We start from the raw sequence: 25,139 nt of genomic DNA on the forward strand, positions 1-25,139 counted from the left end.
TCCATCATGCACGACGACGCTCCATTATCCCTTCGATATCTACAGGCGACTCGAGCGAGCCTCCAAGATGCGGTAATTCACACGGCCCAATGGCGCAACGACCCCCTTTCCACCGACTTGGGTACTTCGCTCGCCTTCAAACTGGAAAACCTGCAGCGTGCAGGCTCTTTCAAGATACGCGGCGCAACTCACAAGATCGCTCGATTGATAGCTACCGATGCTCAAGGCAATGGCGTGATTGCCGCTTCCGCCGGCAATCACGCCCAGGGTGTGGCAAGAGCCGCCGATCTCTCGGGACTTCGCGCGGTGGTTGTAATGCCAACTAACGCGCCTTTAACCAAGATAGAGGCTTGTCGCAAGATGGGAGCCGAGGTGCATTTGCACGGCACCAACCTGGAGCAGTCCACCGAGCTTGCCCTGGAAATTGCCCAGCGGGACAATCTGGCTTTCTTATCACCTTACGATGACTGGGATGTGATTGCCGGTCAGGCCAGCTGCGGGCTCGAAATGCTCGAGGATGCACCGGACATGACTCTTGCCGTGGTGCCTTTGGGTGGCGGTGGGCTGCTATCTGGCGTGGCGCTAGCACTCAAGCTGCAGAATCCGGCCATTCGCGTCGTTGGCGTACAAACCGACACCGTGGCACCTTGGCGACGCTTTCTCGTGGATGGCAGTATAGAAGAGGTCGCACCTGACGCCCATACCATCGCCGACGGTATCAAGGTCAAGCGCGCGGGCAAGCTGACTCGCCAGGTCATCGCTCGCTATGTGGACGATATTGTTACCGTCAGTGACAACGCCATCGCCGAGGCTATCGTCACCTTGCTCGAACATACTCACACCATTGGCGAGGGAGCCGGGGTTACCGGGTTGGCTGCCCTGATGCGCGGGAAGATTCGGGTCAGCGACCAAGACCGGGTCGTCTGCGTGATTTCGGGAGGTAACGTGGACATGAGTCTGGTAGGCCGCTCTATCGACTATGGCCTTGCCTCCAGCGGTCGGCTGATCAGCCTTTCAGTCATTATCCAGGATACGCCAGGCAATCTTGCCCATCTGCTCGATACCGTAGCCAGGCTTGGCATGAATATCCGTCACGTAGAACATCGCCGCGGCGAACTCCATGTGCCTATTGGCACGACCCAAGTGATTCTCGAGATGGAAACCCGAGGCCCGGAACATCAGAAACAATTGATCGCCTTGCTTGAAGAGGAAAGGCTGCAAGTCGATATCCTGACATCAAAACACGATACCCCCTAGGCTAGTTGGCGCCTATTCTGTTGAAGAATCGATACGTCAGAAGGGTCTCATGCAACAGCGTAACGTTGGTGACGTCATCATCGGTGCCAGCCAGCGACGCACTTCCCTATCTATCGTCAGCAGCAGCCCGCAGAACCATCGAAGAAGGCGTTCGCACCGCGCTAGGAGATTTGAGTGCTAATCTTGAATTAGGATCTAGGATCGAGGATCACTGCTTGGAGTGCGGCTTAGGGGATTGATGCCCATCGAATGCTCGATGCGGGAATCCGCCAGCGGGACACGGCCTGCTCTGTGACGCAAGTCCATTTTATGCGAGGAGTATCGCTATGCTCAGCAAGACACCCAGCGTCGTTCGCGACATCATGGTTCGAGACTGCTACCGGGTGACCGGCAACACCTCTGTGATTCAACTGGCTGAAAGGTTGGCTGTCTACCGCCTTCCCGGTGCCCCGGTGGTCGACGAGCGCGATCGCCTGATCGGCTTCATTTCCGAGCAAGAGGTCCTTGGCCAGATACTCGACAGCATTTACCACGATGAAGAAGCTCTGCTGGTACGAGATCTGATGCGTCACGATGCCTTGGCGGTGACGCCCAACAAGAGCATTACCGATCTCGCCCAGGAAATGCTCGGCGCCAAGCCCAAGATCTATCCGGTGGTGGAGCAGGACCAGCTGGTAGGCACCGTGATGCGCCGCGATGTCCTCAATGCCATTCTGAGCATGCGCCGTGGCAGAATAGCCGCGCATCGCTAGCTGAATAGTACGCAAGAAAAAATGCCGCCAGGGGGAACCCCCGGCGGCGAAATCGAAACTGCAAGCTATAGACATAAACCAGTGACTGCTATCACCAACGATCATGTCTATCCGCTATGACAGCAAAGCCATGATAATTCTCCGTCCAAGGAGAATTTTTTTCTGCCCACTCGAGAATCCTGCGCTGGACGCCACCTAATCCATTGGTTACCCTCTACTTTCTCGCGCGGGTGTAGCTCAATGGCAGAGCAGAAGCTTCCCAAGCTTAAGACGAGGGTTCGATTCCCTTCACCCGCTCCAAGCTCATCGATTCCTTTTCTTTCTCTTCTCCCGCGCATTACGACTGTCCGATGGAGCCATATGGCGCAGTTCCTGCTGGTTTTCACGGTTAGCCTGCTGGTGATCGGCGGCATGGTCGCTATCATGATGGTGGCGCGTACCCCGCGCTATCGGACCGAACCGAATACCCTGCTCGATATATTCGACAAGACCCTGGCGGGTGACGTCAGCGAAACCCAGTGGCATGCGGTAGTCGGCTATCCCATTCGCCATGACGATTATCTGGAAAGCGTACGCCGTCGTGCCCAGGGGCTGATGCAGGAATACGGCCAACCCTGGCAGGCTGCTCAAGGCGGTTTTCTCCTGGCGCGTACCGGACGCGAGGAACTCAAGATTCTCCGCGACCATCTGGCGGCACGTACCGCACTACGCAACTCTCGTTCCTCGTAGTAGTGTTTCCCATAGTCGTCATTTTCATAATTAGCCATACTTGCGGTCAACGCGGGTCCGGCGCAGGCTTGAAAGAAATGGCGAGCCATTTCTCTACCATGATGGAGGAACCCCATGTTACGTGCCACCGACATACTAGATAGCGCCAGTTGGAAGCAGGAGCCCGACGCACTGCTCAAGCAGATCAGCGAGCATTACATCGTCGATGAGGAAACCTTCATCACCGAGCAGATCGATTTCCTGGCCAACGACGAAGAAGACTTCAAGCGTATCGCTGACAAGACCGCGGAACTGGTACGTGAAGTCCGCGACATGGACACCGCCGTCGATTCCATCGATGAGCTGCTTCAGCAATATAGCCTGGATACTCACGAAGGCCTGATGCTGATGTGCCTGGCGGAGGCCATGCTGCGCGTTCCGGACAAGGCTACTGCGGACGCGCTGATCGAGGACAAGCTGGGACCTTCGGACTGGAAGCGCTATCTCGGCCAGAGCGAATCCTGGTTCGTCAATGCCTCGACCTGGGGGCTCTTGATGACCGGACATGTCGTCAAGATGGATCAGCCCAAGGAGGGCAAGCCGGCGGGCTTCATCAATCGCATGGTCAATCGCATGGGCGAGCCGGTGATTCGCCGCGCCATGGTCGAAGCCATGAAGGTCATGGGCCGCCAGTTCGTGCTGGGCCGGGACATCGACGAAGCGCTCAAACGCTCCAGGCCGTTGTTCGACAAGGGCTATACCTATTCGTACGACATGCTGGGCGAGGCCGCTCGTACCCGGGACGACGCCAAGCGCTATTTCGAGGATTATTCCCACGCCATCCAGCAGGTAGGCAGCACCAGTCAGAAGCTTTCCAGCAAGACCCCGGCGCCGTCGGTTTCCATCAAGCTCTCGGCGCTGCATCCGCGCTATGAATTCGGCCGCCGCAGCCAGGTGCTCGAAGAGCTGGTGGGTAGCGTCAAGAAGCTGGTGAGCATGGCTCGGGAGCGCAGCGTCGCCATCACCATCGACGCGGAAGAAGTCGATCGTCTCGAGCTGTCCTTGGAAGTGTTCCGCGCGGTGTATGAAGACGAGATCTGCCGCGGCTGGGGGCATTTCGGGCTGGTGGTACAAGCCTATGCCAAACGCGCCTTGCCTACTCTTTACTACTTGAATCGCCTGGCGGAGCTACAGGGCGACGAGATTCCGCTGCGTCTGGTCAAGGGCGCCTACTGGGATACGGAAATCAAGGAAGCTCAGCAGCTGGGAGTCGAGGGCTATCCGGTCTATACCCGCAAGGCCGGTACGGATGTGTCCTATCTGGTCTGCGCCGCTTTCCTGCTGTCCGACAATACCCGAGGACGCATCTTTCCGCAGTTTGCCACCCACAACGCCCACACTATCAGCGCCCTGCTGGAACAGGCCAACGAAGCGGATCGCGCCTTCGAATTCCAGCGCCTGCACGGCATGGGCGAAGCGCTTTACGACGCGGCGCTCAAGCGCGCGCCCAAGGGCACCTACTGCCGAATCTATGCCCCGGTAGGCGCCCACAAGGATCTGCTGCCCTACCTGGTGCGTCGTCTGCTGGAAAACGGCGCCAACTCCTCCTTCGTGCATCAGTTGGTCGATCCTCGGGTGCCGGTGGAGTCCCTCTGCGTGCATCCGGTGGAAACCCTGCGTCAGCAAACCCCCTACGCCAACCCGCGTATTCCGCTGCCGACGAATCTCTACGGACCCCAGCGCAAGAACTCGAAAGGGGTCGATCTCAATATTGCCAGCCAGTATCAGCCGCTGATGGATGAGATGGCCTCCTTCATGGACCGCCAGTATCACGTCAAGCCATTATTGGGGGTCGAAGTCGCCGAGGATAAAAGCGCTCGACAGCAGGTGATCTGCCCCTTCGACCACAACCAGGTGGTGGGAAGCGTGCAGTGGACGACCAAGGAACAGACCAGCCAGGCCATCGATACCGCCTGGCAGGCGTTTCCGGACTGGGAAAGCACCCCGGTCACCGAACGCGCCGCCTGCCTGCGACGGCTGGCGGACCTGCTCGAAAGCAACATGGCGGAGTTGATGACCCTGTGCTGCCGGGAAGGCGGCAAGCTGCTGACAGACGGGGTCGACGAGATCCGCGAGGCGGTGGATTTCTGTCGCTACTACGCGCTGAAGGCGGAGGAACTGTTCGGCGAGCCGACTGCCCTGCCCGGCCCTACCGGCGAATCCAACCATCTGATCATGGGCGGCAAAGGCGTGTTCGTCGCCATCAGCCCCTGGAATTTCCCGGTAGCCATCTTCTGCGGACAGATCGCTGCGGCGGCGGTATCCGGCAACAGCGTACTTGCCAAACCCGCAGAGCAGACCTCGCTGATCGCTCATCGCGTGGTCAAACTGATGCATCAGGCAGGCATTCCCAAGGAGGTTGTGCAGTTGCTTCCCGGCGACGGTCCTACCGTGGGTAGCGTACTGACGTCGGACCCGCGCATTACCGGCGTCGCCTTTACCGGCGGCACGGATACCGCCCGGGCCATCAACCGCGCCCTTGCCGCTCGAGAAGACGCCGCCTTGCCTACCCTGGTGGCGGAAACCGGCGGCCTCAACGCGATGATCGTCGACTCCACCGCGCTGCCGGAACAGGTGGTGGTGGATGTCATCGAATCCGCCTTCCAGAGCGCGGGGCAGCGCTGCAGCGCGCTACGGGTGCTGTATCTTCAGGAAGATGTGGCGGATCGGATCATCGCCATTCTCAAGGGCGCCATGGCGGAACTGCGAGTCGGTGATCCTCGGGAACTGGGTACCGACGTGGGACCTGTCATCGATGCGGAAGCCAAGGAAAATCTCGACGCGCATATCGAAACGCTGAAAAAGGCCGATCGGCTGATCGCCCAGACGTCACTCGACCCGACCCTGACAAGCGACGGTACCTTCGTTGCTCCCACCGCCTTTGCGATCGACAGTATCAGCGATCTCAAGCACGAGCAGTTCGGCCCCATACTGCATATCGTGCGCTACAAGGCAGAAGAGATCGACAAGGTCATCGAGACCATCAACGCCACGGGTTATGGCCTGACCTTCGGGGTTCACAGCCGCAACGAATCCTTCGCGGAGAGTATCGCGAAAAAGATTCGCGCCGGGAACGTCTATATCAATCGCAATATCATCGGCGCGGTGGTAGGCGTACAGCCTTTCGGCGGTCAGGGACTTTCCGGTACCGGGCCCAAGGCGGGCGGGCCGCACTATCTGCTGCGTTTCGCCACGGAAAAGACGCTGACGATCAATACCGCCGCCCTTGGAGGCAACGCTTCGCTGCTGGCCCTGAACGACTGAAGAAACCTTTCGCGTCACCTCGGGGTATTGGCCGGCGTCTCAAACCGGTCGATACCCTTTTTATCACCGTATGACAAGAACCGCGGAGCGCGGCTTTCACGATAGAAAACAGCTGTATCATATCGTCGGTGGCTCGACGATGATCACCTGATCGGAATCCTTGAAAGATGGACCATTGGAAATGCTCAGATGGCCCAGACGCGAAAAAGCAATAATAGAGTAAAGATCAGCAGTACCCGCCAACAGGATTTCGAGGATATCAACCAGCGCGGCCAATCCTTGGGGAATCTCAGTCCCACACCCTTGGCAAACCCCAGCCCTAGCGCCCAGATCCCCAAGACCATCAAAGGCAGCTTGGCGATCAGCGGCAAGGCGCGAATCAATTCCGGCTGCAACAGCAGCCACAGCGCCAGGAACGCCGCCAGCGACAACGCCAGCAGCGGCGACCAGAAAGATCGATTTAAAGGTAGCGCTCTCATCATTTATTCCTTAGCAGCAGCAATCGCCGACACAGTTTCTGACTGTAGCCGAGGACGATCGATCTTGCTAAGCGTCTTTCCCATTGCAGGTGTTGATCCAATAGCATAGGAAAAACTATGAGGCTGATAACAAAATACTACATGACTTAAAAAACACTGTTTCCTATACTAGCTGCGTACAGGCTTTTCACCATTGTCTGGTGAATGCCTTACTCATAGTGGTTTAACAAAACCCGAGGAGTCGAACCATGCATAAGACCAAGCTTTTCTCCGCCGCTCTTGTCGCCGCCGGTAGCCTGTTCGCTACCCAGTCAGCGCTGGCCTACGGCGCCGGGGACTTCTTCGTCCGCGGCGGCATCGCCAAGACCGACGTCAAATCCGACAATGGTAGCGCCGCGGGCCAAGATCTGGATATTTCTGATGAAAACGGCTTCTACTACGGTGTCGGTTATATCTTCCACGACAAGCTGGGCGTCGAGCTCAACGGTACCGAGAAGTTCGAGCACGATCTGGCACTGGAAAATGCCGGTGGTATCGGCAGCGCGGATCGCATGCCGGTCAACTTGATGCTGAACTTCTATCCGCTGGGCGGCACCGACAACAAGGTTCAGCCTTATATCGGCGCCGGCGTCAACTACACCCGCTTTTCCGGTGAAGATACCGTGCTGAATGACGTGCAGATCGATGACTCCTGGGGCGCCACGGGTCAAATCGGTGTGGATCTGGCCATTACCGACAACCTGATGCTCAACGGTTTTGCCAATTATGCGGATGTGGACGCGGATATCGACCTCAACGGTAATCGTGCCGGCGAGGCCGAGGTCGATCCGGTGACCATCGGTGGAGGCGTGACCTTGCGCTTCTAAACATATCGCACTTCCAAGCTGGGCTATCGTCTTGCAGGATCAGACGAGCCGGTCATGAAGTGGTAGCTGCAAAGACGAAGCGCCGGAGACATCTCCCCGGCGCTTTTCTGTTTTATGGCAACTTGTTCATGGCAACTTGGCGATCAGAAACGGAAGCCAATGCCTGCCATCACCACCACCGGATCGATTTCCACCTCGCCGGCATTACTACCGCCGACTTCCGCATCGCTATCGATATCCAGGTACCAGGCGGCGGCGTTCAGCGACCAGTGCTCGCTGATCAACAGATCCACGCCGAGCTGTCCCGCCGCACCCCAGGAGTCGTCAAGATCCAGGCTGACACCGTCGATATCCGTCTCTTCGTCGGAGAAATGCGTATAGTTGACGCCGGCGCCGATATAAGGCTGTACCTTGGCGTTGGTGCCTCCCAGCGGATAGAACTGCAGGGTCAGCGTTGGCGGCAGGTGCTTGGTGGAAGCAATATTATCGCCGTTGAGGCGAATGTCGTGCTCGAAGCGCTGGGCGGCCAGCAGCTCGATTCCCAGCTTGTCGGTAAAGCGATAGCCCAGGGTGAACGCGAAGCCGGTATCGTCTTCCACGTCCACGTCTAGAGAACCCAAGGCGGTATCCAAGGTGCCATTGTCGCTCTTGGGCTGAACCTTGGCGACACCGATACGGGTAAAGAAATCGCCGGCGCCATAGGCCAGGGCCTGGGAACTCGCGAAAGATGCGCCAATGGCGGTAGCGATGGCAAGGGCGATAGCTGGGGAGAACTTACGCATGAGTCACTTCCTATCAGTGGGAACGATTACGAGTGAGATCGAACGTTGTAGTGAAACTGGAGGAAGTGTAACCGTAAGCCCGTTCGTGTTCTTGATTTAGGTCAAGAAGCTCAGGTCAAAACCGTAGTTTTTTGTTACTCATCTGGCTATACCATTCGAGTGCCTTGGCCTAATCGGCTTGCGTGATGGTACGGTCCACCTCTTCAATGGCTCTGACCACCAGCAGAAACTGACTGGGCTTGGCATGGATCTGCTTGAGATAGACATGGGCGGCGGGGGCAACATCGCACCGAGAGGGAAGGGGTGCTTTTGCATCTATCAAGGCATCCAGGCGCGGGATGAACACGAATCGCAGCCATTGAGGCAGCTCCATGGTATCGATGCAAAAGGGCTGCCGACTCTCGAATGCCTGGGCCTCGGGCTCTCGTACTCGCCACAGATCCGCCGCCTTCATGGCCGCCTCCAGACGGCGCAGTGACGCATCCAGGGTTTGATGAACACTCATAAGGACTCCCGATCAACTTGCCTTGATTATCTCGTGGACAATCCAGCTTGGCCACTCTGTCCCGGCTGAGTGAACTCTGGACTGAAAGCGTCAAGGCGCGTTGGCGGCCAACACCTTGCGCAGGAAACTTCGAGTACGCGGATCCCGCGGATGAGCAAACAACTCGCTGGGCGGCCCCTGCTCGACGATACGGCCTTCCGCCATGAAGATCACCCGATCCGCGACGTCACGGGCGAATCCCATTTCGTGAGTCACCACCAGCATGGTCTGACGCTCCCGGGCCAGCTGCTTCATCAGGGCCAGCACTTCCTCGACCTACTCAGGGTCCAGGGACGAGGTGGGCTCGTCGAACAGGATGACCTCCGCCTGGGCCGCCATGGCCCGGCCGATTCCCACCCGCTGCTGCTGGCCCCCGGAAAGAGACGCCGGATAGGCGTCGGCCTTGTCCGCCATGCCGATACGCTCGAGAATTTCCCGCGCCCTGGCGTGCGCCTTGGCCTTGGGCCAGCGGTTGACCACGATCAGCCCTTCGGCAATGTTCTGCAGCGCCGTCTTGTTGGTGAACAAGGCGTAATTCTGAAAGACAAAGGCGGTGCGCCGCCGCAGCGCCAGGATCTCAGCCTTGCGCGCCCGGGAAACCTCTACCTTCAGATCGCCGACCTTGAGCCGGCCCGCGTCCGGACGCTCGAGAAAGTTCAGGCAGCGCAGCAGGGTCGACTTGCCGGTGCCGGAGGGGCCGATCACCACGATGATCTCACCCTGTCGGATTTCCAGATCGATGCCGTCAAGCACCGCGATGTCGCCGAAACGCTTGACCAGACCGTTGACTTCGATCATCGCCGGTAGGCCATGCTGAGACGCGCTTCCAGACGACGCTGCAGCCAGGCCAGCAGCTCGACGATGACCCAGTAGAACACCGCCACGGTCAGAAAGGCCTCGAAATACAGGAAGCTGCCTGCCGCCTCCTTCTGGGTGGCGCCCATCAGCTCCGTGACGCCCAGGGTAAAGGCCAGGGAGGTGGCCTTGATCATGTCGATGAAATAGTTCATCAGAGTCGGCACCGCCACGCGAGTGGCCTGAGGCAGCACGATGCGACGCATCAGTTGGCCATTGGTCATGCCGATGGATAGCGCCGCCTCGGTCTGGCTGCGATCGACGCCGATGATGGCGGCACGGATCGATTCCGCCATGTAGGCGGAAAAATGCAGCGTCAGGCCCAGAATCGTCGCGGTGATGCCGTTGATCTGGGTCAGAAAGCCGAGTATCTGCGGCAGACCGTAGTAGAACAGGAAGAGCTGCACCAGCAGCGGCGTGCCGCGGAAGAAGGAAATGAACAACATCGTCAGCGCATTGAGACCGGGAATCGCCAGTACCCGCACCACGGCAAGTCCGCAGGCCAGCGCCAGGGCGAATAGCATGCCCGCGGTAGCCATTTCCAGGGTCAAAGGCAGATAGGTCGCCAGTATCGGCACCAGCCCCAGCATGTAATCCACATCGAGAACGTTCACGCGCCACACCCCTGGGTATTAAACGTCATGATCGGAGCGCCTCAGGGTTGAGTGATATCGGTACCGAACCAGCGTTCTGAAATCTCTCTCAGGGTGCCCTCCTCGCGCAGCTTTTTCAGCGCTTCGTCGAGGCGCTGACGCAAGGCGCCCGCCTCCTCGGTATCGCGAAACGGATAGGCGTTGCGCAACTCGGAAAACGGTTTTCCCGCCAGCCGCAGCGGCAGCGGCTTCTCCTTGATGATCTGACTTGCGCTGACCCGATCCATGACGAAGGCATCCACCCGCCCCAAGGCGGTATCCTGCTCGATATTGCTCTCGTAAGTGCGGATATCGATCTGGTCAGCATAGGGCAGCTCGCGCAGCAACTGCTCGTAGTTGGAGCCCAGGTTGACCGCAACGGTCTTGCCGCGCAGATCCTCGATGCCGGAAACCTCGTCGTTGCCTCGCTGAGTCACCACCTGAGCGCCGTCATAGACGTAGGGCTCGCTGAACTGATACTTGGCCTCTCGCTCCGGCGTGATGGTGATCTGATTGGCAATGGTGTCGATTCGCCCGGACTCCAGCATGCCGAACAGGCCTGAAAAGTTGGCGGTGACGAATTCCACCTCCATGTCCATCTGCCCCGCGAGCGCTTCCATCACATCCACCTCGAAGCCCTGCAGCTTGTCCTGCTGGACGAAGGTAAACGGAAAATAGCTTCCGGACATGCCCACCTTGAGGACGTCCTGTGCTTGCGCAACCGAGCCGACGGACAATCCCAATGCCAGCAGCGCATGAAATAAAAAGCGTGTCATGATTTTACTCCCAGACGAAACCTTCATTGACGAATCCCCACTATTATCATTGCGTTAGCGCGCCGAAGTCCAAGCATAAGCGTTTCCTGTCTTATTCCAGCCAGCGATATAACCGGGAAAAATTCGGCGGTCGGGACCAAAAAATCCGACGCCCCCAGCAAAGATTGCGTTTTGCACAGCATTCACAGAATCCCTGAACGAGTCTGTGGATAACCCCTGAATACCTTTTGCTGGGCGTGTTCCATCGGGACCCGGCAACAATCGATCAAAATTTGATCAACGCTCGCCTTACCATGTTTCAATGGACGACGTTGGTCAATATAGTTGTTCACGGTGCCTTGGCTGGTACAGTGCACGGCTCGATAAGGATGATGTCATGCGATCGATTTCGACAATCCACGATTTTTTCATGCGCGCCGGCGCCGAGTTGAATCTCTACCACACGGGGCGACGAGTGGCGCCCTGCCCCATCAGTACGCTCGAGGCGTTCGAAAATCAGCAGCTCGCCTGGCCGATGCCCTGGCAAGGCCAGGCGCGGCTGGCCTGTGTCTTTACTCTCGGGGACATGCCGGATCCCATCATCTGGTTTCTGGCCTTGCCTCTGGACGAACAGGGCTATCTGACGCCGGCCCCCCGGGATGCCTTTCTACAGCGCCTGCTGGAAACCCTGGGGCATACCGTCGAAGCCCTTCAATCGAGTAACGCCACGGCGAAGGACATGAACCAGGCGGATAACCTGATGAAAGACAATCCCCTGGCCTTCACCCCCAGCCTTCATCATCGCGCCATGCTGCACGCGCAAGCCAGTCGCGATCTGGAACGCAGCGCCAGCGAGCATCTGGAGCTTGTGGAAAGTTATCTGCTGGACGGCGATCTTCAACATTGGCAAGCCCTGGGACTGCAAGGTCTGGCGGATTTCGTGGCGAGGCTGGATACGGCCCAGGCCACGCAGCTGGCGGCGAGATTACCTGCATTGCCGATCGCCGTATTGCATCCTCTGTGCTATTGCCTGGAACAGAGAGTCTTGATCGAGGTGTTGACCGAAGCGCTGCGTCGACGTGGCGAACAGGCCGCTCGGGAAGGCGATCTCGAAACCCTGTGCGCCTGCATTCGAAGCGTCGGCGCCAGCCCGCAAGACAGCGTGAGTCGGTGGTATACTGAATTGCTCGAGGATGCAAACGTCTGTGGTCCGGACGTACTCGCTGCCCTGGCGGCACGCGGCTGGGAGCATCTGGAAGACGCCACGCGACTGCCCCGCTTTCTCGAACGCGCCGCTGCGGATGAGCGGGTGGATTTCACGGCCCTGGTGCGTGACCTTGCAGCGATCCCACGCCTACGCCTGCCGATATTGATGCTGCTGCGGGAGGCGCCGCCGGCGTCCGATATCAAGCATCGTCTGTTTGAATCTTGCGCCAAGGATACTCTATGAAGTCATTACCCTATCAAGCCAAGGCGGTGGTCGGTCGTCGCGAGATGGCCAGCCTGCCGGAACTGGAGTTGATCCTGTGTTGCAAGATCGACACCGGCGCCAGAACCTCGGCGCTGCACGCGGAGGACATCATACCTTTCGAGCAGGACGCCCAGCGCTGGGTCAGTTTCGTGACCCAGGACGTTCAGGAAAGCGCCGAACGACGCTATCAACTAAAACTGCATGATTATCGACAGGTCACCAGTTCCAACGGCCAGACGGAATGGCGCTACGTGATTCGCACTCCCCTGACCCTGGGGGAATTGACCTTCCCGGTGGAACTGACCTTGACGGATCGCGGCAGCATGCGCCATCCCTTGTTACTAGGAAGACGGGCCATGCGCCGACTGCTGGTGGCACCGGGTGCGGCTTTCCTGCAAGGCGACCCCTGATTCAAACAAGAGGCTCAACTTCCATGCATATCGCCCTGTTATCGCGCAATCGCAAGCTCTATTCCAGCCAGCGCCTGGTCGAAGCGGCGGAAAATCGCGGCCATACCGTTCGCGTGGTGGACACCCTGCGCTGCTACATGAATATCGCCTCTCACCGCCCCTTGATTCACTATCGAGGCGCGCAGCTGGAAAATTTCGACGCGGTGATTCCGCGCATCGGCGCGTCGGTCACCTTTTACGGCTGTGCGGTGCTGCGCCAGTTCGAAATGATGGGCACTCACGTACTCAATGACAGCGTGGCGATCACTCGCTCCCGGGACAAGCTGCGCTCCTTGCAGCTGCTGTCTCGCAAGGGTATCGGCCTGCCGGTGACCGGGTTCGCTCACTCACCGGACGACATTCACGACCTGATCAAGATGGTCAAGGGCGCGCCTCTGGTGATCAAGCTGCTGGAAGGAACCCAAGGCATCGGCGTGGTGCTGGCGGAGACCAATCAAGCAGCGGAGTCGGTTATTCAGGCCTTCATGGGCCTCAAGGCCAATATCATGGTACAGGAATACATCAAGGAAGCCGGCGGCGCGGACATTCGCTGCCTGGTGATCGGCGACAAGGTGGTCGCCGCCATGAAGCGTCAGGCGGCGGAAGGCGAGTTTCGTTCCAATCTGCACCGTGGCGGAAGTTCCAGCCTGATTCGCATCACCCCGGAAGAACGCTCCACCGCGATTCGCGCCGCCAAGGCCATGGGGCTCAAGGTCGCCGGTGTCGATCTTCTGCGCTCCAATCACGGCTCGGTCATCATGGAGGTCAATTCCTCCCCAGGGCTGCGGGGCATCGAGGGTGCGACCGGCAAGGATATTGCGGGGCTGATCATCGAACATCTGGAAAAAAACGCCGCCCCGAAGCGCAAGGCGCCGCCCCGTCCTCAAGGCTGAATAATTTATTCGCCCCGAGGGGTAGAAAAACACTGTTTTCCACCGCACAATCCGAGTCACCGGAGGAGGTGACCGCCCATGTTTCTCGATAATCGCCAGGTGGCGATGGACAGCGTAATGGAAGCGCTGGCAGACAGTCTGGATTACTTTCAGGACAATCTCGAACGCCTGCGCCCCTCTCTGCGCGATACGCTCAAACCGCTCTACGAAGCCCGAAGCAAGGACACCAAGGAACTTCAGCGACTGGCGAAGCGCCATCTCAAGCTGATGCCGCGAGACGCGGACGTGGAACGCGACGACTATCTATGGCTGTGGAGCCGACTGAAGAGTTTCGTGGGTAACGACAGCGAGGTTCTGGTGGGTGAACTGCTCGAGCAGGAGCGCGTACTGATGCAGGCCTTGGCGACGCTCTATACCCACCCCATGCCGGATGCCATCGAGCCGGTCATCGAACGCTGCTGGAAAGGCTGTCGAGAATTGATTCGCGAGCTTTATCGTCTGCAAAGGAAGAAGACACGCTGAGGTCGTCGATCAGTCGAGGCGGTGCGATGATCAAGGGCTCCTGCGGCCCCAGGAAATAAGGCTGGCGATGCCAGAGATACAGATCCCCCAGCATACCCACCCGAGCCAGCCATTCTCGCGCCTCCAGGCGCCATGATCCAGCCGCACGGCGAGTGGGCGCAGCGCAGCCAATCGCGTTTATCCCCAGAACGTCGGCTATATATAACGCCCTGGGCAAGTGCCAATCCTGGGTAATCAGAATGGCACGCTCGACGCCGAAGACTTTCCGCGCTCGCACCAGGGTATCAAAGGTGCTGAAACCGGCGTAGTCCAAGGTCATGCGGCGATCCGGCACCGCGTGCTCACGCAGATAGCGCCACATGGTGATCGGCTCGTTGTAATAGCGGGTGCGGTTATCGCCGGAAAGCAAGAGATGCTGAATTCGACGGCGGCGCAGCAATTCGGCGGCGGCCTGCATGCGCGCCTCGAAATGCGGGTTGCGACCGCCCTGCACATTCCACTGGGTCGTGCCGAAAACGATACCCAGCGGCTGCGTCACGCAGGCCGCCAACGAGGTCCTGATCTGATAGCGGGTACTGCCAAGCACCCAGAGATTGGCGGCCACGATAAGCAGCGCAGCAGCGGCTAGTGCGCAACCCAACCCTGTCAGGATGCGCTTGATCAAGCGCGCGCTCTTCAAGCGCATTGATGAGTATCCTTCGGCTCCGCGGAACCACCAGTCTAACACTTCGGCCCTGTCGGCTCTCAACCGGGAGAGTACGCGAATCTCAGAACATACCCAGTTCCAGGCGCGCTTCCTCGCTCATCATCTCGCGACTCCAGGGCGGATCGAAAATGATATCCACGTGAACTCGGGAGATCTGAGGCGCGCCGAGGATCTTGCTGCGAGCGTCCGCGGCAATTACCTCGCCCATGCCGCAGCCCGGCGCAGTCAAGGTCATCTTGATCGTCACGATACGCTCACCGCTGATCAAGCGCTCGATGCGACAGCCGTACACCAGCCCCAGCTCGACGATATCCACGGGAATCTCGGGATCGAAGCAGGTACGCAGCTGATCCCAGACGAACTGCTCGATTTCCTCATCGGTGGCGTCCTCCGCCAAGGTGGGGCGAGGCAAGGCTTCCAGTCCCAGCGCATCGAGCTTGCTGCCCTCTATCAGGTAAAGACGCCCTTCGAAGGCGACGCTGACGCTGCTGCCCTTGGCCTGCATGATCGTGACGATACTGTCCTCGGGCAGGGTCACGGTCTGGCCGAAAGGAATGGAAATGGCGGCCACATCGTGCTGAAGCGGCATCTCCTGGCCCTTGTACAGGCCCTGCAACTGTTCGATGGAACTCATGCTAGCGCACCATACCAATGACCCGCTTGAGGGCTTCGACAAAAATATCGATCTCCTCCGGGGTATTGTAGGCGGCGAAGGACGCCCGGCAGGTGGCGTCCACGCCGAATTCCGTCAGCAGCGGCTGGGCACAGTGATGGCCGGTACGAATCGCCACCCCCAGTTGGTCGATCAGCAGACCGATATCCTGAGAATGCGCCCCCTCGACAATAAAGGATATTACCGCCGCCTTGTGGGGCGCGGTGCCCAGGATACGTAGCCCGTCGATGCGGGACAGCTCTTGAGTGGCGTGGGCAAGCAGACGCTGTTCCCAGGACTTAATCAGACGCAGGTCGAACTCACCTACCCAATCCAGGGCGGCGCCGAAGCCGACTACCTCGCCTATCGCCGGAGTGCCCGCCTCGAAGCGATGAGGAATGTCCGCGAAGGTTGTGGGCGCCTCGAAGGAAACCGTCTTGATCATTTCTCCGCCGCCCTGCCAGGGCGGCATTGCCTCGAGCAGGGTCGCCTTGCCGTAGAGCATTCCGACCCCGGTGGGACCGTATACCTTGTGGGCGGAAAAGGCGTAGAAATCCGCGTCCAGCGCTTGGACATCCACCCGCTCGTGGGGCGCCGCCTGGGCGCCGTCCACGAGAATCAGGGCGCCCTGACGATGGGCGATATCCGCCATTTCCGCCACCGGATTGACGGTACCAAAGGCGTTGGAAATATGGTTGACCGCCACCAGTCGGGTGCGCTCCGTGAACAGGTCTCGATAGGCGTGCATGTCCAGCACGCCCCGTTCGTCCACCGGAATCACTTTGATGCGCAGTTCGAGTTCCCGGGCCAGCAGCTGCCAGGGCACGATATTGGAGTGATGCTCCAGGCGCGAGATCAGGATTTCATCCCCGGCCTTGAGATTGGCCCGTCCCCAACTGTTGGCCACCAGGTTGATGGCTTCCGTGGTGCCCCGGGTAAAGATGATCTCGCGATGCTCGTGAGCATTGATAAAGGCACGCACCTTCTCGCGGGTGCCCTCATAAGCCGCCGTCGCCTCATCCGCCAGAGTGTGCAGCCCGCGGTGAATATTGGCGTTGTAGCGCCGGTAATAGTCGGCGATCGACTGGATCACCGACTCCGGCGTCTGGCTGGTAGCCGCATTGTCTAGATACACCAGCGGCTTGCCGTGCACTTCCCGATCCAGAATCGGGAAATGCCGACGCACCTGCGCCACATCGAGCTCGAGATCGTTGAAATCCACCATGTATCAACCCTCTTTGTTGGCCGGCTCGTCCAGCGCCGCGGCGGTTTCCACCAGACCGGCCAGATCGAAGCGCACCGGCAGCTTGCCCGCCACCGCCAATTCGACCCGCTCCGCGATGGCGTCCACCCGTACCTTTTCCATCACCTCGCCGGCAAAGGCCAGGGTCAACAGACCCCGGGCCGTCTGTTCGTCGATACCCCGGGTACGCAGGGCATAGATGGCCTCCGCATCGAGTTGACCGGTAGTAGCGCCGTGGGAACACTTGACGTCGTCCGCGTAGATCTCGAGTTCCGGCTTGGTATCGATTTCCGCACGATCCGACAGCAGCAGATTGGCGTTGCTCTGATGCGCCTCGATCTTCTGGCTGTCGCGCTTGACCACCACCTTGCCGTTGAAGACACCATGGGCCCGGTCGTTGAGAATGCCCTTATAGTTCTCGTTGGAAAACGTCAGAGGCGCGTTGTGGTTGGCCAGGGTGTGGTTGTCAACATGCTGGCGACCCTGGGCGAAGAACAGGCCGAAGAAGTTGGACTCCGCCCCCTGAGCGTTGAGCTCGCCGACGATGTCGTTGCGCACCAAGGCGCCGCCCAGGTTGAGATTGAAGGAGGTAAAGCGGCTGTCCCGGCCTTGATCCAGATGCAGACTGGAAACATGCAGGTCGGAAAGCGACGCTTCCTGCAGCTTGTAATGGGTCACCATGGCCCCTCGCTCCAGCATGATCTCGCTGACCAGATTGGTGAAGTTGGCCGCGCCTTCTTCACCGACCTGATGCTCGATCAGCGTCACCTGACTGCGAGCGCCGGCTTCCACCAGTACCCGCGGGTGGCTCATAACGGGCTGATCGCTGGCTCGGGACAGAAACTGCAGGATGATCGGCGTTTCCACTACCGTACCCGGCGCCAGACGCAGCACCGCGCCCTCCTCGAAGAAAGCCATGTTGAGGGCGGAAAAGGCGGAGAAATCCACGCTGCAAAGCCGGCCCAGAGCACTGCCTACCGCCTCATGATTATCCGCCAGCGCCTGAGAAAGCGGCTCCAGGGACGCACCCTGGGGCAACTTGCTCAAATCGGAAAGCGCACGGGAGAAGAGTCCATCCACGAAGGTCAGGCGAATCGCCTCGATGGGCAGAGTCAGCGCCGCGGCACTGCTCCGGGAAAATTCCGCGTCTTCCGCCAATGAGAATTCCCCTCGAGCGATGGCGCGGACATCCGTGTACTTGAACGCTTCGATCCGACGATTCGGGAAACCGATGGCTTCGAAACGCGCCGCCCCGGCCTGTCGTCGAGCGGCGATCCAGGTCGGCTCAGCACCACGCTGTGCATTGCGCGTTTCCAGGATATCGAGAAATTTCTGTTCGTCGCTCATGCGGCGGACTCCTCCAGAATCCAGTCATAACCGCGGGACTCGAGTTCACGGGCCAGATCCGCGTCACCGCTCTTGGCGATGCGCCCGTCCACCAGTACATGGACGTGGTCAGGCACCACGAAATCAAGCAGGCGCTGATAGTGGGTCACCAGCAGGATGCCGCGATCCTCGCCACGCAAGGAATTGATGCCCTTGGACACCACACGCATGGCATCGATATCCAGGCCGGAATCGATCTCATCGAGCATGGCGAGCTTGGGTTCGAGCACCAGCATCTGCAGGATTTCGTTGCGTTTCTTCTCGCCGCCGGAGAAGCCCTCGTTGACCGCTCGCTGCAGGAAGCTCGAATCCATCTTCATGAAAGCGATCTTCTCGCGAATCAGCTTCATGAACTCCGGCGCGGGAATCTCTCCCAACCCTTGCGCTTCGCGCTTGGCGTTGAGCGCCGCCTTGAGCAGATAGACGTTCTTGACCCCGGGTATCTCCACCGGATACTGAAACCCTAGCAGCAGCCCCGCGCGAGCCCGTTCCTCTATATCCATCTCGAAGATGTCGCGACCCTCGAAGGTGATCGAGCCGCTGGTCACCACATACTCTTCCTTGCCGGCAATTACTGCGGAAAGCGTCGATTTTCCGGAACCGTTGGGCCCCATGATGGCGTGCACTTCCCCGGCATTGATGGTCAGCGACAGTCCCTTGAGGATTTCGTTGCCTTCCACGCTGACGTGCAGATCCTTGACTTCGAGCATCTTGAATACCTTTTATCGCAAGCCGCCAGATCGCGACTTCAAAAATTGACTGTTTTATCGGTCTTGAGAAACGCCCAGCCGAGCTCTTATCCGACGGCGCCTTCCAAGGTGACATTGAGGAGAGCCTCGGCTTCTACCGCGAACTCCATGGGCAGTTCCTGAAACACGTCCTTGCAGAAACCGTTTACGATCATGTTGACCGCGTCTTCTTCGCTGATGCCGCGGCTCTGACAGTAGAACAGCTGGTCCTCGCCGATCTTCGAGGTGGTTGCCTCATGCTCGACGGTGGCGCTGGAATTGCCGATTTCCTGATAAGGAAAGGTGTGAGCGCCGCAGGTATCGCCGATCAGCAGGGAATCACACTGGGTAAAGTTGCGCGCATTTTTGGCGCGGGGTCCGATCTTCACCAGGCCGCGATAGGACTGGTTGCTGTTGCCGGCGGAGATGCCCTTGGAGACGATGGTGGAGCGGGAGCCTTCGCCGATATGGATCATCTTGGTGCCGGTATCCGCCTGCTGGCGTCCGTTGGTCACCGCCACGGAATAGAACTCGCCGATACTATCCTTGCCGCGCAGCAGGCAGGAAGGATACTTCCAGGTAATGGCGGAGCCGGTCTCGACCTGGGTCCAGCTGATGCGAGAACGATCGCCCCGGCAGTCGCCGCGCTTGGTGACGAAGTTGTAGATGCCGCCCTTGCCATCCTCGTCCCCGGGATACCAGTTCTGCACCGTGGAGTACTTGATGTAGGCGTCTTCCAGAGCCACCAGTTCCACCACCGCCGCGTGCAGCTGGTTTTCGTCCCGCATCGGCGCGGTGCAGCCTTCCAGATAGGACACTTGGGCACGGCTTTCGCAGATGATCAGGGTGCGCTCGAACTGGCCGGTGTTGGCGGCGTTGATACGGAAATAGGTGGAAAGCTCCATGGGGCAGGTCACCCCTTCCGGCACGAAGACGAAGGAGCCGTCGGTGAAGACCGCAGAGTTGAGGGCAGCAAAATAATTGTCCGCCATCGGCACCACGGTGCCCAGATACTGCCTGACCAGTTCCGGGTACTCGCGAATCGCCTCAGAAATGGAGCAGAAGATTACCCCGGCCTCGGCAAGCTTTTCCTTGAAGGTGGTGGTCACGGAAACACTATCGAACACCGCGTCCACCGCCACTCCAGCCAGAGCCGCTCGTTCGTGCAAAGGAATACCCAGTTTCTCGAAGGTTTCGAGCAGCTTGGGATCCACCTCATCCATGCTCTGCAGCATGTCTTCGGGACGCTTGGGCACGCTGTAGTAGGAAATCGCCTGATAGTCGATTGGCGGATAATCAAGATGCGCCCAGGAAGGCGAAGTCATTTTCAGCCACTGGCGATACGCCTTGAGGCGCCACTCCAGCATCCACTGAGGCTCGTCCTTCTTGTTCGAGATAAAGGCAATAACACTTTCATCCAACCCCGGCGGCACCGTATCGCTTTCGATATCGGTGACAAAACCCTGGGTGTACTCGCGGCGAACGAGCTGTTCCATTTCCTGACTGGCCATGTTTTTTTCTCCTCCCCGGCTATCGACGGCGCGATCCGGGCATGTCACGGTAAATACGTTAGTGGCTGGCTTCTGTGGCCAGCGTCACGCTCTGAATAGGTAAACGTACCGGTAGTTTTATGGGTGTCGGCGCAGCCAGGTGCGCCAGGGTCACACTATCGAGCAGGGTACGTACACCCAACGTGACCCGCTGCCAATTGTCCGCCAGATCGCAGCGATCGATCAGTTCACAAGCTCCCTCTTCATGACTGCACTCGGTAATTGCCACTGGCCCTTCCATGGCAGTGATGATATCGATCACGGTAATCTGAGCGGGATCCTGCGCCAGTCGGTATCCACCTTGAGCACCCCGCGACGAACTGAGCAAGCCCGCCCGTACCAGCATTTTCAGAGTCTTGCTGACCGTGGGATGCGGCAGGCGGACCGCTTTTGCCAGATCGGCTGCCGCACAAGAGGCTTCGGGATGACGAGCGATCTGCGCCATGATGATGGCCGCATAGTCGGTCAGTCGGGAAAGCTTGAGCATGCAAGTCCTCTTGTTCAGCCAGTGATCGACGAATCACCCAGTCGACAATTCATTGTGGACCATTTTAGTCCTGTATGATCCCGTTGTGAAGTGCTGTGATGTTTCCATCAACTCGTTCTATAAAGCGATGCGTCATCGCACAAGAAAGTATTTTTGAAGTGCAGCAGGATGAGAAATCGTACGAACAAAAAATAAACCGGCTCTTTTAAAAAACTTATATTAATTAAATAAAAATATACTCAATGTATTAAAAAATCGCTTATTTATAATATTTTCTTACTAATTTTTTGCATTTTTAATTCTTATTTTTCTAGTTTTGAGCAGCAAGTTACCTGTCCAGCGGTTCCCAAAACTAGCTGCATCCTCGAAAATCCCCAAACGCCGAGCGTCGTTCCCATAACGCTCTTACAAATAAAAATACCCTCACTCATCAAGTGCAATTGTCTTGCAAGGCAATGAACAGTCTCTTGTCAAGTTTATTCGCGAGTGAAGTACGTAAGGAGATTATCATTACGGCGTCCTTCAATGACGGAGCGACGTCGCGTTAAGGGGCTAGGGCAACATGAAGCGCGAAGGAAAGCGGACGTCTTTTGACACGAGCAGCCGTCTGACGGAATGGGGAGCGCTGCTGTTGGGTATTGCCCTTCTTACCCTGCTCATTGTCGAACTGCCCAATGAAGTGTTCTCGCCGGCGTCGAAAAGCTTCTTTTTTGCCATCGGCGCCATTGGCCTGTGGCGCTACAGCTGGTGGTTTATCCACGTGCTGCGGTCGCTATGGTACAACCGGCACGTCTTCCCCAAACTGAGAGCGGCAGCCGAGGCCAATCCGGCCAAGCCTGATGCCCTGTACGTTCTGTGCACCTCTTATCGTATCGATCCGCAGACCAGCTTTGCGGTTTTTGGCGCCTTGATCAAGGAAGCGCGCCGCTACGGCGTTCCCACGACCATTTTCGCTGCGATTTCCGATCGCAGTGATGTGGACATCATCGAGTATGCCCTGGAAGAGAATGCCTGGCCCGGCAACGTCGAAATTCGCTACATGTTTCAGAAAGGCGACGGCAAGCGCTCTGCCATGGCGGAAGTGCTGAGAGCGATTTCTCGCTCGCTCCCGCCCGCCAATGCTCTGCTGGTTTCCATGGATGGCGATATCCGGCTGGAGCCGGGCACCCTGGAGCGCTCGCTGATCTTTTTTCATAGCCAGCAGGATCTCGGCGCCTTGACTACCAATAACCAGGCGATCGTCAACGGCGGCGATATCACTCGAGAATGGTACGACCTGCGCTACGCTCAGCGGCATTTGATGATGAGCTCGATATCTCTTTCCGAACGCCTGCTGGTACTGACCGGGCGCTACAGCGCCTTTCGAGTCGACCTCGCCACTCAAGCGGGCTTCATCGATCTGGTGGAAAACGATCACGTGGAGCACTGGCGCTTCGGCAATTTCAAGTTTCTTTCCGGCGACGACAAGTCCACCTGGTACTGGCTTCTGAAGAACGGCTGGAAGATGCAGTACATCCCGGACGTCTTCGTGTCCGGTTTTGAAGAGCTTCCCGATCCGGATCGCTTCTTCGCCTCCACCACCGACCTGATGAAGCGCTGGTTCGGCAACATGCTGCGCACCAGCGATCGTGCCATCGCCTTGGGCCCCAAGCCCATGGGCCTGTTCACCTGGTGGTGTCTGATCGATCAGCGCCTGTCCATGTGGACGACCTTGATCGGCCCGACGGTAGCCATTCTGATGAGCCTGTTCGTTCGACCCTCGTTCATTTTCGCGTATCTGCTGTGGATCCTCTTCACTCGCACCATCGCCAGCCTGGTGCTTGCCTGGCAGCGCGGGCGCTTCAGCCTGACCTGGATTTTCCTGCTGTATTACAACCAGATCAGCGGCGCCCTGCTGAAAACCTATGTCAGCTTTCGCTTCAATCGCCAGAAATGGTCTCGCCAAGGCATCTCTGCGGGAGAGCCACAGGATATCAAGGCGGCGCGCCGCCAGCGCCGCATGGGGCATATTCTGCACGGTTTTCATGCCGGCCTACTGGTATTTCTGCTGCTGCTCGCAACCCATATTCTCAAACCCCTGGATCAGGTGTCCTTGGCGATTCTCGGGGATCAGGGTATGCAGTCGCTGCGCGCCTCCGCCACGCCGGCTGACTTCGCGTCCGCGGCGAGGCGCGACAGCCGCTGGCTGGCTGCCACCATGCGGGACGTGCCACAGGATGGAGGCGTTCACCTGCCTGCGGGGCGATTCCAAATCAACGAGCAGTTGCTTGATAGCCTCAACGAGATCGAGCGTCTGCATGCGGCAGCGCTTATCGGCACCGGTATCGACGAGACAGCGCCTCAGCACACCACCTTGCTGGTATCGCCAACCGTCGCCTCCCGCATTCACCGCGGGACATCGCAGCCCGACAGCGCCGACGCCCTCTCAATGAACTGCACCGTCGACAGCCGCTGTACGCTGACGCTGGGCCAGCAGGATATCAGCTTGATCGATTTGCGTATCGAGGTGATATCCAATCCTTCCTAGCTGAGCCGAATTTTTCGCACAGGACTGCTTTCATCATTCAAGGAGACTTCTTTCGTGACAGATTCACCCCATTATCGGGACCCGCACGTTTCCCTCGATCCCGTCGACACGCCGGAAGCAGCCCAGGAGCCCCGAACCCCATCGGAACAGCTGCATCACGAGCATCGGGACGAGCGCTGTCACGTCAGGCTTCGCCTGCCCTTCGAGGTAGAATTTGCCAAGGGTGAACGGTATGAGGGTGTCGACCTGTCCATGGGTGGGTTCAGCGTTCGAGGCGCCGCCGCGACGCCCGGGCAGCGCGTCACCGGGTCGCTGTTGATTCCCTCCGGTGATACCGAACTGGTCATTCCGGTGGAGGCCGAGTGTCTGCGACCGGCGGCGTCGAACGTCGGCGACAGCGACCCGCTCGCCTTCAAGATCACTCATGTCGAGCCAGGCCAGCGCGAGCTGCTGCGCCGGGTGATTCGCGCTTACCTGAGTGGCAATCACCTTTCCGTCGATTCGCTGATCCAACGCCAGGATGCCCAGACGCCTCGACAACGCCGGACAACCTCCTCCGCAGCAACGTCATCCAAAGGCTCCAAGGCAGCCTCCTCCACCGGCCGCTACGTGGTCTTTTTTCTCGCGCTAGGGATCCTGATCCTGGTAATCGCCGCCACTATTTATCGCAACTTCGTGCTGATCGAGCCGAGCTTCGCGGCGGTAACCGCACCACGTATCGATATCCGCGCGCCCGGCTCGGGCATTCTCAAGGCTCATCATGTAAGCGCCGGCGATCGCGTGGAACAAGACGCCTATCTGACCGGCGTCAACAATGTCAATCTGCAAACCGATCTTGTCCTGGCGGAAGCCTCTCAGCAGTACAACAGCCAGCTGATCGACAATCTCAAGAAGAGCCTCGAGAAATCCGGCACGTCCAAGGTCAGCGTGGCCAATTCAACCCAGCCGGCCAGCGGCGATACGGTCACCTTCGATACCGCCTCTCCGGCGATCGCCCAGGCGCGCATGGAGCAGTTCGAGACCGCGCGCCAGTTCGAGAGCTCGAAGGTAAGCGCCTTGAAGGCCCGTGCCTCCATGAACGAAATCTACAGCCCCTGCGATTGTGTGGTGGCCTGGGCCCTGGGCAGTGCCGGAGGCACTTATATCGAGGAAGGTGATCGCATCATGACCTTGATCAAGACCGATGATGAAGACGTCATGGTCGAAGCCTTGGTGCACATGAGTGATATCAGCCGCATAGCGCCTCATCAGCAGGCTTATATTGCCCTTGGCAACACCTCGAAGCCATTGAGAGCACGGGTACGCAGCGTTGCTTTGGATATTGAGCGTCAGCCGCGAGCGGGCTTCCCGGAATGGGTGCGCCAGCAGCAGAATGTGGCGAGCGTGCTGCTGGTACCGGAGACACCGCTTCCCGCGGAAATGGTCGGTCAGCCCGTGGACGTGCGCTTTTCCGAGAACGCCATGCTGAGCGCTACCGCGGAATGGGTCTGGCAGGGAGGGCTGACCGCCTGGAAAGCCGTCGAACGCCTTTTCCAATCGACTCCGGATAACGCGGAGAAAGTCGGTTGACC

Annotated in this window: 23 protein-coding genes, 1 tRNA gene and 1 pseudogene; 12 read left to right on the forward strand and 13 right to left on the reverse strand. The window is 58.7% G+C overall.

The window, feature by feature from the left end:
- The first annotated feature begins 6 nt into the window (after positions 1–6).
- The 5 genes from ilvA to putA all read left to right on the forward strand — a co-directional run bounded on the left by ilvA (position 7) and on the right by putA (position 6,041).
- The gene (ilvA, locus tag FGL86_RS16205) at positions 7–1,257 is read left to right on the forward strand and encodes a threonine ammonia-lyase (RefSeq protein ID WP_147185731.1); all 1,251 of its coding nucleotides are present in this window, start codon (positions 7–9) and stop codon (positions 1,255–1,257) included.
- Positions 1,258–1,583: 326 nt separating this feature from the next.
- Positions 1,584–2,009: a CBS domain-containing protein gene (locus FGL86_RS16210; protein WP_147185732.1), complete on the forward strand. Its 426-nt coding sequence runs from the start codon at positions 1,584–1,586 to the stop codon at positions 2,007–2,009.
- Between the two features lie 226 nt (positions 2,010–2,235).
- A tRNA-Gly gene (locus FGL86_RS16215) sits at positions 2,236–2,309 on the forward strand.
- Positions 2,310–2,369: 60 nt separating this feature from the next.
- Positions 2,370–2,738 carry a hypothetical protein gene (locus FGL86_RS16220; protein ID WP_147185733.1) on the forward strand — a complete coding sequence of 123 codons (369 nt, stop codon included), beginning with the start codon at positions 2,370–2,372 and terminating at the stop codon, positions 2,736–2,738.
- 114 nt (positions 2,739–2,852) lie between these two features.
- Positions 2,853–6,041: a bifunctional proline dehydrogenase/L-glutamate gamma-semialdehyde dehydrogenase PutA gene (gene putA, locus FGL86_RS16225; RefSeq protein WP_147185734.1), complete on the forward strand. Its 3,189-nt coding sequence runs from the start codon at positions 2,853–2,855 to the stop codon at positions 6,039–6,041.
- A 185-nt stretch (positions 6,042–6,226) separates the two neighbouring features.
- Here the strand turns inward: putA and FGL86_RS16230 are convergent, their stop codons facing one another.
- A complete protein-coding gene (locus FGL86_RS16230; RefSeq protein WP_186764427.1) occupies positions 6,227–6,523 on the reverse strand; it encodes a hypothetical protein in 297 nt (98 codons plus the stop codon).
- Between the two features lie 245 nt (positions 6,524–6,768).
- On the opposite strand from FGL86_RS16230, the gene FGL86_RS16235 reads away from it, so the two are divergent.
- Positions 6,769–7,386 carry an OmpW/AlkL family protein gene (locus tag FGL86_RS16235; RefSeq protein WP_147185736.1) on the forward strand — a complete coding sequence of 206 codons (618 nt, stop codon included), beginning with the start codon at positions 6,769–6,771 and terminating at the stop codon, positions 7,384–7,386.
- Between the two features lie 143 nt (positions 7,387–7,529).
- Here the strand turns inward: FGL86_RS16235 and FGL86_RS16240 are convergent, their stop codons facing one another.
- The 5 genes and pseudogenes from FGL86_RS16240 to FGL86_RS16260 all read right to left on the reverse strand — a co-directional run bounded on the left by FGL86_RS16240 (position 7,530) and on the right by FGL86_RS16260 (position 10,975).
- Positions 7,530–8,168, reverse strand: coding sequence for an OmpW/AlkL family protein (locus FGL86_RS16240; RefSeq protein ID WP_147185737.1), 639 nt, complete (start codon positions 8,166–8,168; stop codon positions 7,530–7,532).
- A gap of 169 nt (positions 8,169–8,337) precedes the next feature.
- Positions 8,338–8,673, reverse strand: a complete 336-nt coding sequence (locus tag FGL86_RS16245) for a YqcC family protein (RefSeq protein ID WP_147185738.1) — start codon at positions 8,671–8,673, stop codon at positions 8,338–8,340.
- Positions 8,674–8,763: 90 nt separating this feature from the next.
- Positions 8,764–9,510 (reverse strand): annotated as a pseudogene (locus tag FGL86_RS16250) (amino acid ABC transporter ATP-binding protein).
- On the reverse strand, positions 9,507–10,181 hold the full coding sequence (locus FGL86_RS16255) for an amino acid ABC transporter permease (RefSeq protein WP_147185739.1): 675 nt from the start codon (positions 10,179–10,181) through the stop codon (positions 9,507–9,509). The pseudogene FGL86_RS16250 and the gene FGL86_RS16255 overlap by 4 nt, the downstream one beginning before the upstream one ends.
- Positions 10,182–10,222: 41 nt before the next feature.
- Positions 10,223–10,975, reverse strand: a complete 753-nt coding sequence (locus tag FGL86_RS16260) for an amino acid ABC transporter substrate-binding protein (RefSeq protein ID WP_147185740.1) — start codon at positions 10,973–10,975, stop codon at positions 10,223–10,225.
- Between the two features lie 376 nt (positions 10,976–11,351).
- Here FGL86_RS16260 and FGL86_RS16265 point away from each other — a divergent pair, with 376 nt between their 5' ends.
- The 4 genes from FGL86_RS16265 to FGL86_RS16280 all read left to right on the forward strand — a co-directional run bounded on the left by FGL86_RS16265 (position 11,352) and on the right by FGL86_RS16280 (position 14,289).
- On the forward strand, positions 11,352–12,404 hold the full coding sequence (locus FGL86_RS16265; RefSeq protein ID WP_147185741.1) for a DUF3549 family protein: 1,053 nt from the start codon (positions 11,352–11,354) through the stop codon (positions 12,402–12,404).
- Entirely contained in the window at positions 12,401–12,835 is a 435-nt protein-coding gene (locus FGL86_RS16270) for an ATP-dependent zinc protease family protein (RefSeq protein ID WP_147185742.1), read from the forward strand. Before FGL86_RS16265 ends, FGL86_RS16270 begins: the two co-directional genes overlap by 4 nt.
- Before the next feature lie 23 nt (positions 12,836–12,858).
- Positions 12,859–13,767, forward strand: coding sequence for a 30S ribosomal protein S6--L-glutamate ligase (rimK, locus tag FGL86_RS16275; RefSeq protein ID WP_147185743.1), 909 nt, complete (start codon positions 12,859–12,861; stop codon positions 13,765–13,767).
- A 78-nt stretch (positions 13,768–13,845) separates the two neighbouring features.
- Positions 13,846–14,289 (forward strand): hypothetical protein, encoded by a 444-nt coding sequence (locus tag FGL86_RS16280; protein WP_147185744.1) that lies wholly within the window; start codon positions 13,846–13,848, stop codon positions 14,287–14,289.
- Here the strand turns inward: FGL86_RS16280 and FGL86_RS16285 are convergent.
- From FGL86_RS16285 to FGL86_RS16315, 7 genes are all read right to left on the reverse strand, one after another.
- Positions 14,213–14,974 (reverse strand): SanA/YdcF family protein, encoded by a 762-nt coding sequence (locus tag FGL86_RS16285; RefSeq protein ID WP_147185745.1) that lies wholly within the window; start codon positions 14,972–14,974, stop codon positions 14,213–14,215. The genes FGL86_RS16280 and FGL86_RS16285 overlap by 77 nt on opposite strands.
- An 82-nt stretch (positions 14,975–15,056) precedes the next feature.
- Positions 15,057–15,629: a putative Fe-S cluster assembly protein SufT gene (sufT, locus tag FGL86_RS16290; RefSeq protein ID WP_147185746.1), complete on the reverse strand. Its 573-nt coding sequence runs from the start codon at positions 15,627–15,629 to the stop codon at positions 15,057–15,059.
- A 1-nt stretch (position 15,630) separates the two neighbouring features.
- Complete coding sequence (locus FGL86_RS16295) at positions 15,631–16,872, reverse strand: cysteine desulfurase (protein ID WP_147185747.1); 1,242 nt, start codon at positions 16,870–16,872, stop codon at positions 15,631–15,633.
- 3 nt (positions 16,873–16,875) lie between these two features.
- A complete protein-coding gene (gene sufD, locus FGL86_RS16300) occupies positions 16,876–18,237 on the reverse strand; it encodes a Fe-S cluster assembly protein SufD (RefSeq protein ID WP_147185748.1) in 1,362 nt (453 codons plus the stop codon).
- Positions 18,234–18,986: a Fe-S cluster assembly ATPase SufC gene (sufC, locus tag FGL86_RS16305; RefSeq protein ID WP_147185749.1), complete on the reverse strand. Its 753-nt coding sequence runs from the start codon at positions 18,984–18,986 to the stop codon at positions 18,234–18,236. The genes sufD and sufC overlap by 4 nt, the downstream gene beginning before the upstream one ends.
- 86 nt (positions 18,987–19,072) lie before the next feature.
- Positions 19,073–20,515, reverse strand: coding sequence for a Fe-S cluster assembly protein SufB (gene sufB / locus FGL86_RS16310; RefSeq protein WP_147185750.1), 1,443 nt, complete (start codon positions 20,513–20,515; stop codon positions 19,073–19,075).
- A gap of 58 nt (positions 20,516–20,573) precedes the next feature.
- On the reverse strand, positions 20,574–21,041 hold the full coding sequence (locus FGL86_RS16315; RefSeq protein WP_147185751.1) for an SUF system Fe-S cluster assembly regulator: 468 nt from the start codon (positions 21,039–21,041) through the stop codon (positions 20,574–20,576).
- A gap of 562 nt (positions 21,042–21,603) precedes the next feature.
- On the opposite strand from FGL86_RS16315, the gene FGL86_RS16320 reads away from it, so the two are divergent.
- Both FGL86_RS16320 and FGL86_RS16325 read left to right on the forward strand, forming a co-directional pair.
- Positions 21,604–23,568, forward strand: a complete 1,965-nt coding sequence (locus FGL86_RS16320) for a glycosyltransferase (protein ID WP_147185752.1) — start codon at positions 21,604–21,606, stop codon at positions 23,566–23,568.
- A 54-nt stretch (positions 23,569–23,622) separates the two neighbouring features.
- Complete coding sequence (locus FGL86_RS16325; protein WP_147185753.1) at positions 23,623–25,137, forward strand: PilZ domain-containing protein; 1,515 nt, start codon at positions 23,623–23,625, stop codon at positions 25,135–25,137.
- The last annotated feature ends 2 nt before the right edge of the window (positions 25,138–25,139 follow it).

It is taken from the genome of Pistricoccus aurantiacus (genome assembly GCF_007954585.1).
GTDB classification, from domain to species: domain Bacteria; phylum Pseudomonadota; class Gammaproteobacteria; order Pseudomonadales; family Halomonadaceae; genus Pistricoccus; species Pistricoccus aurantiacus.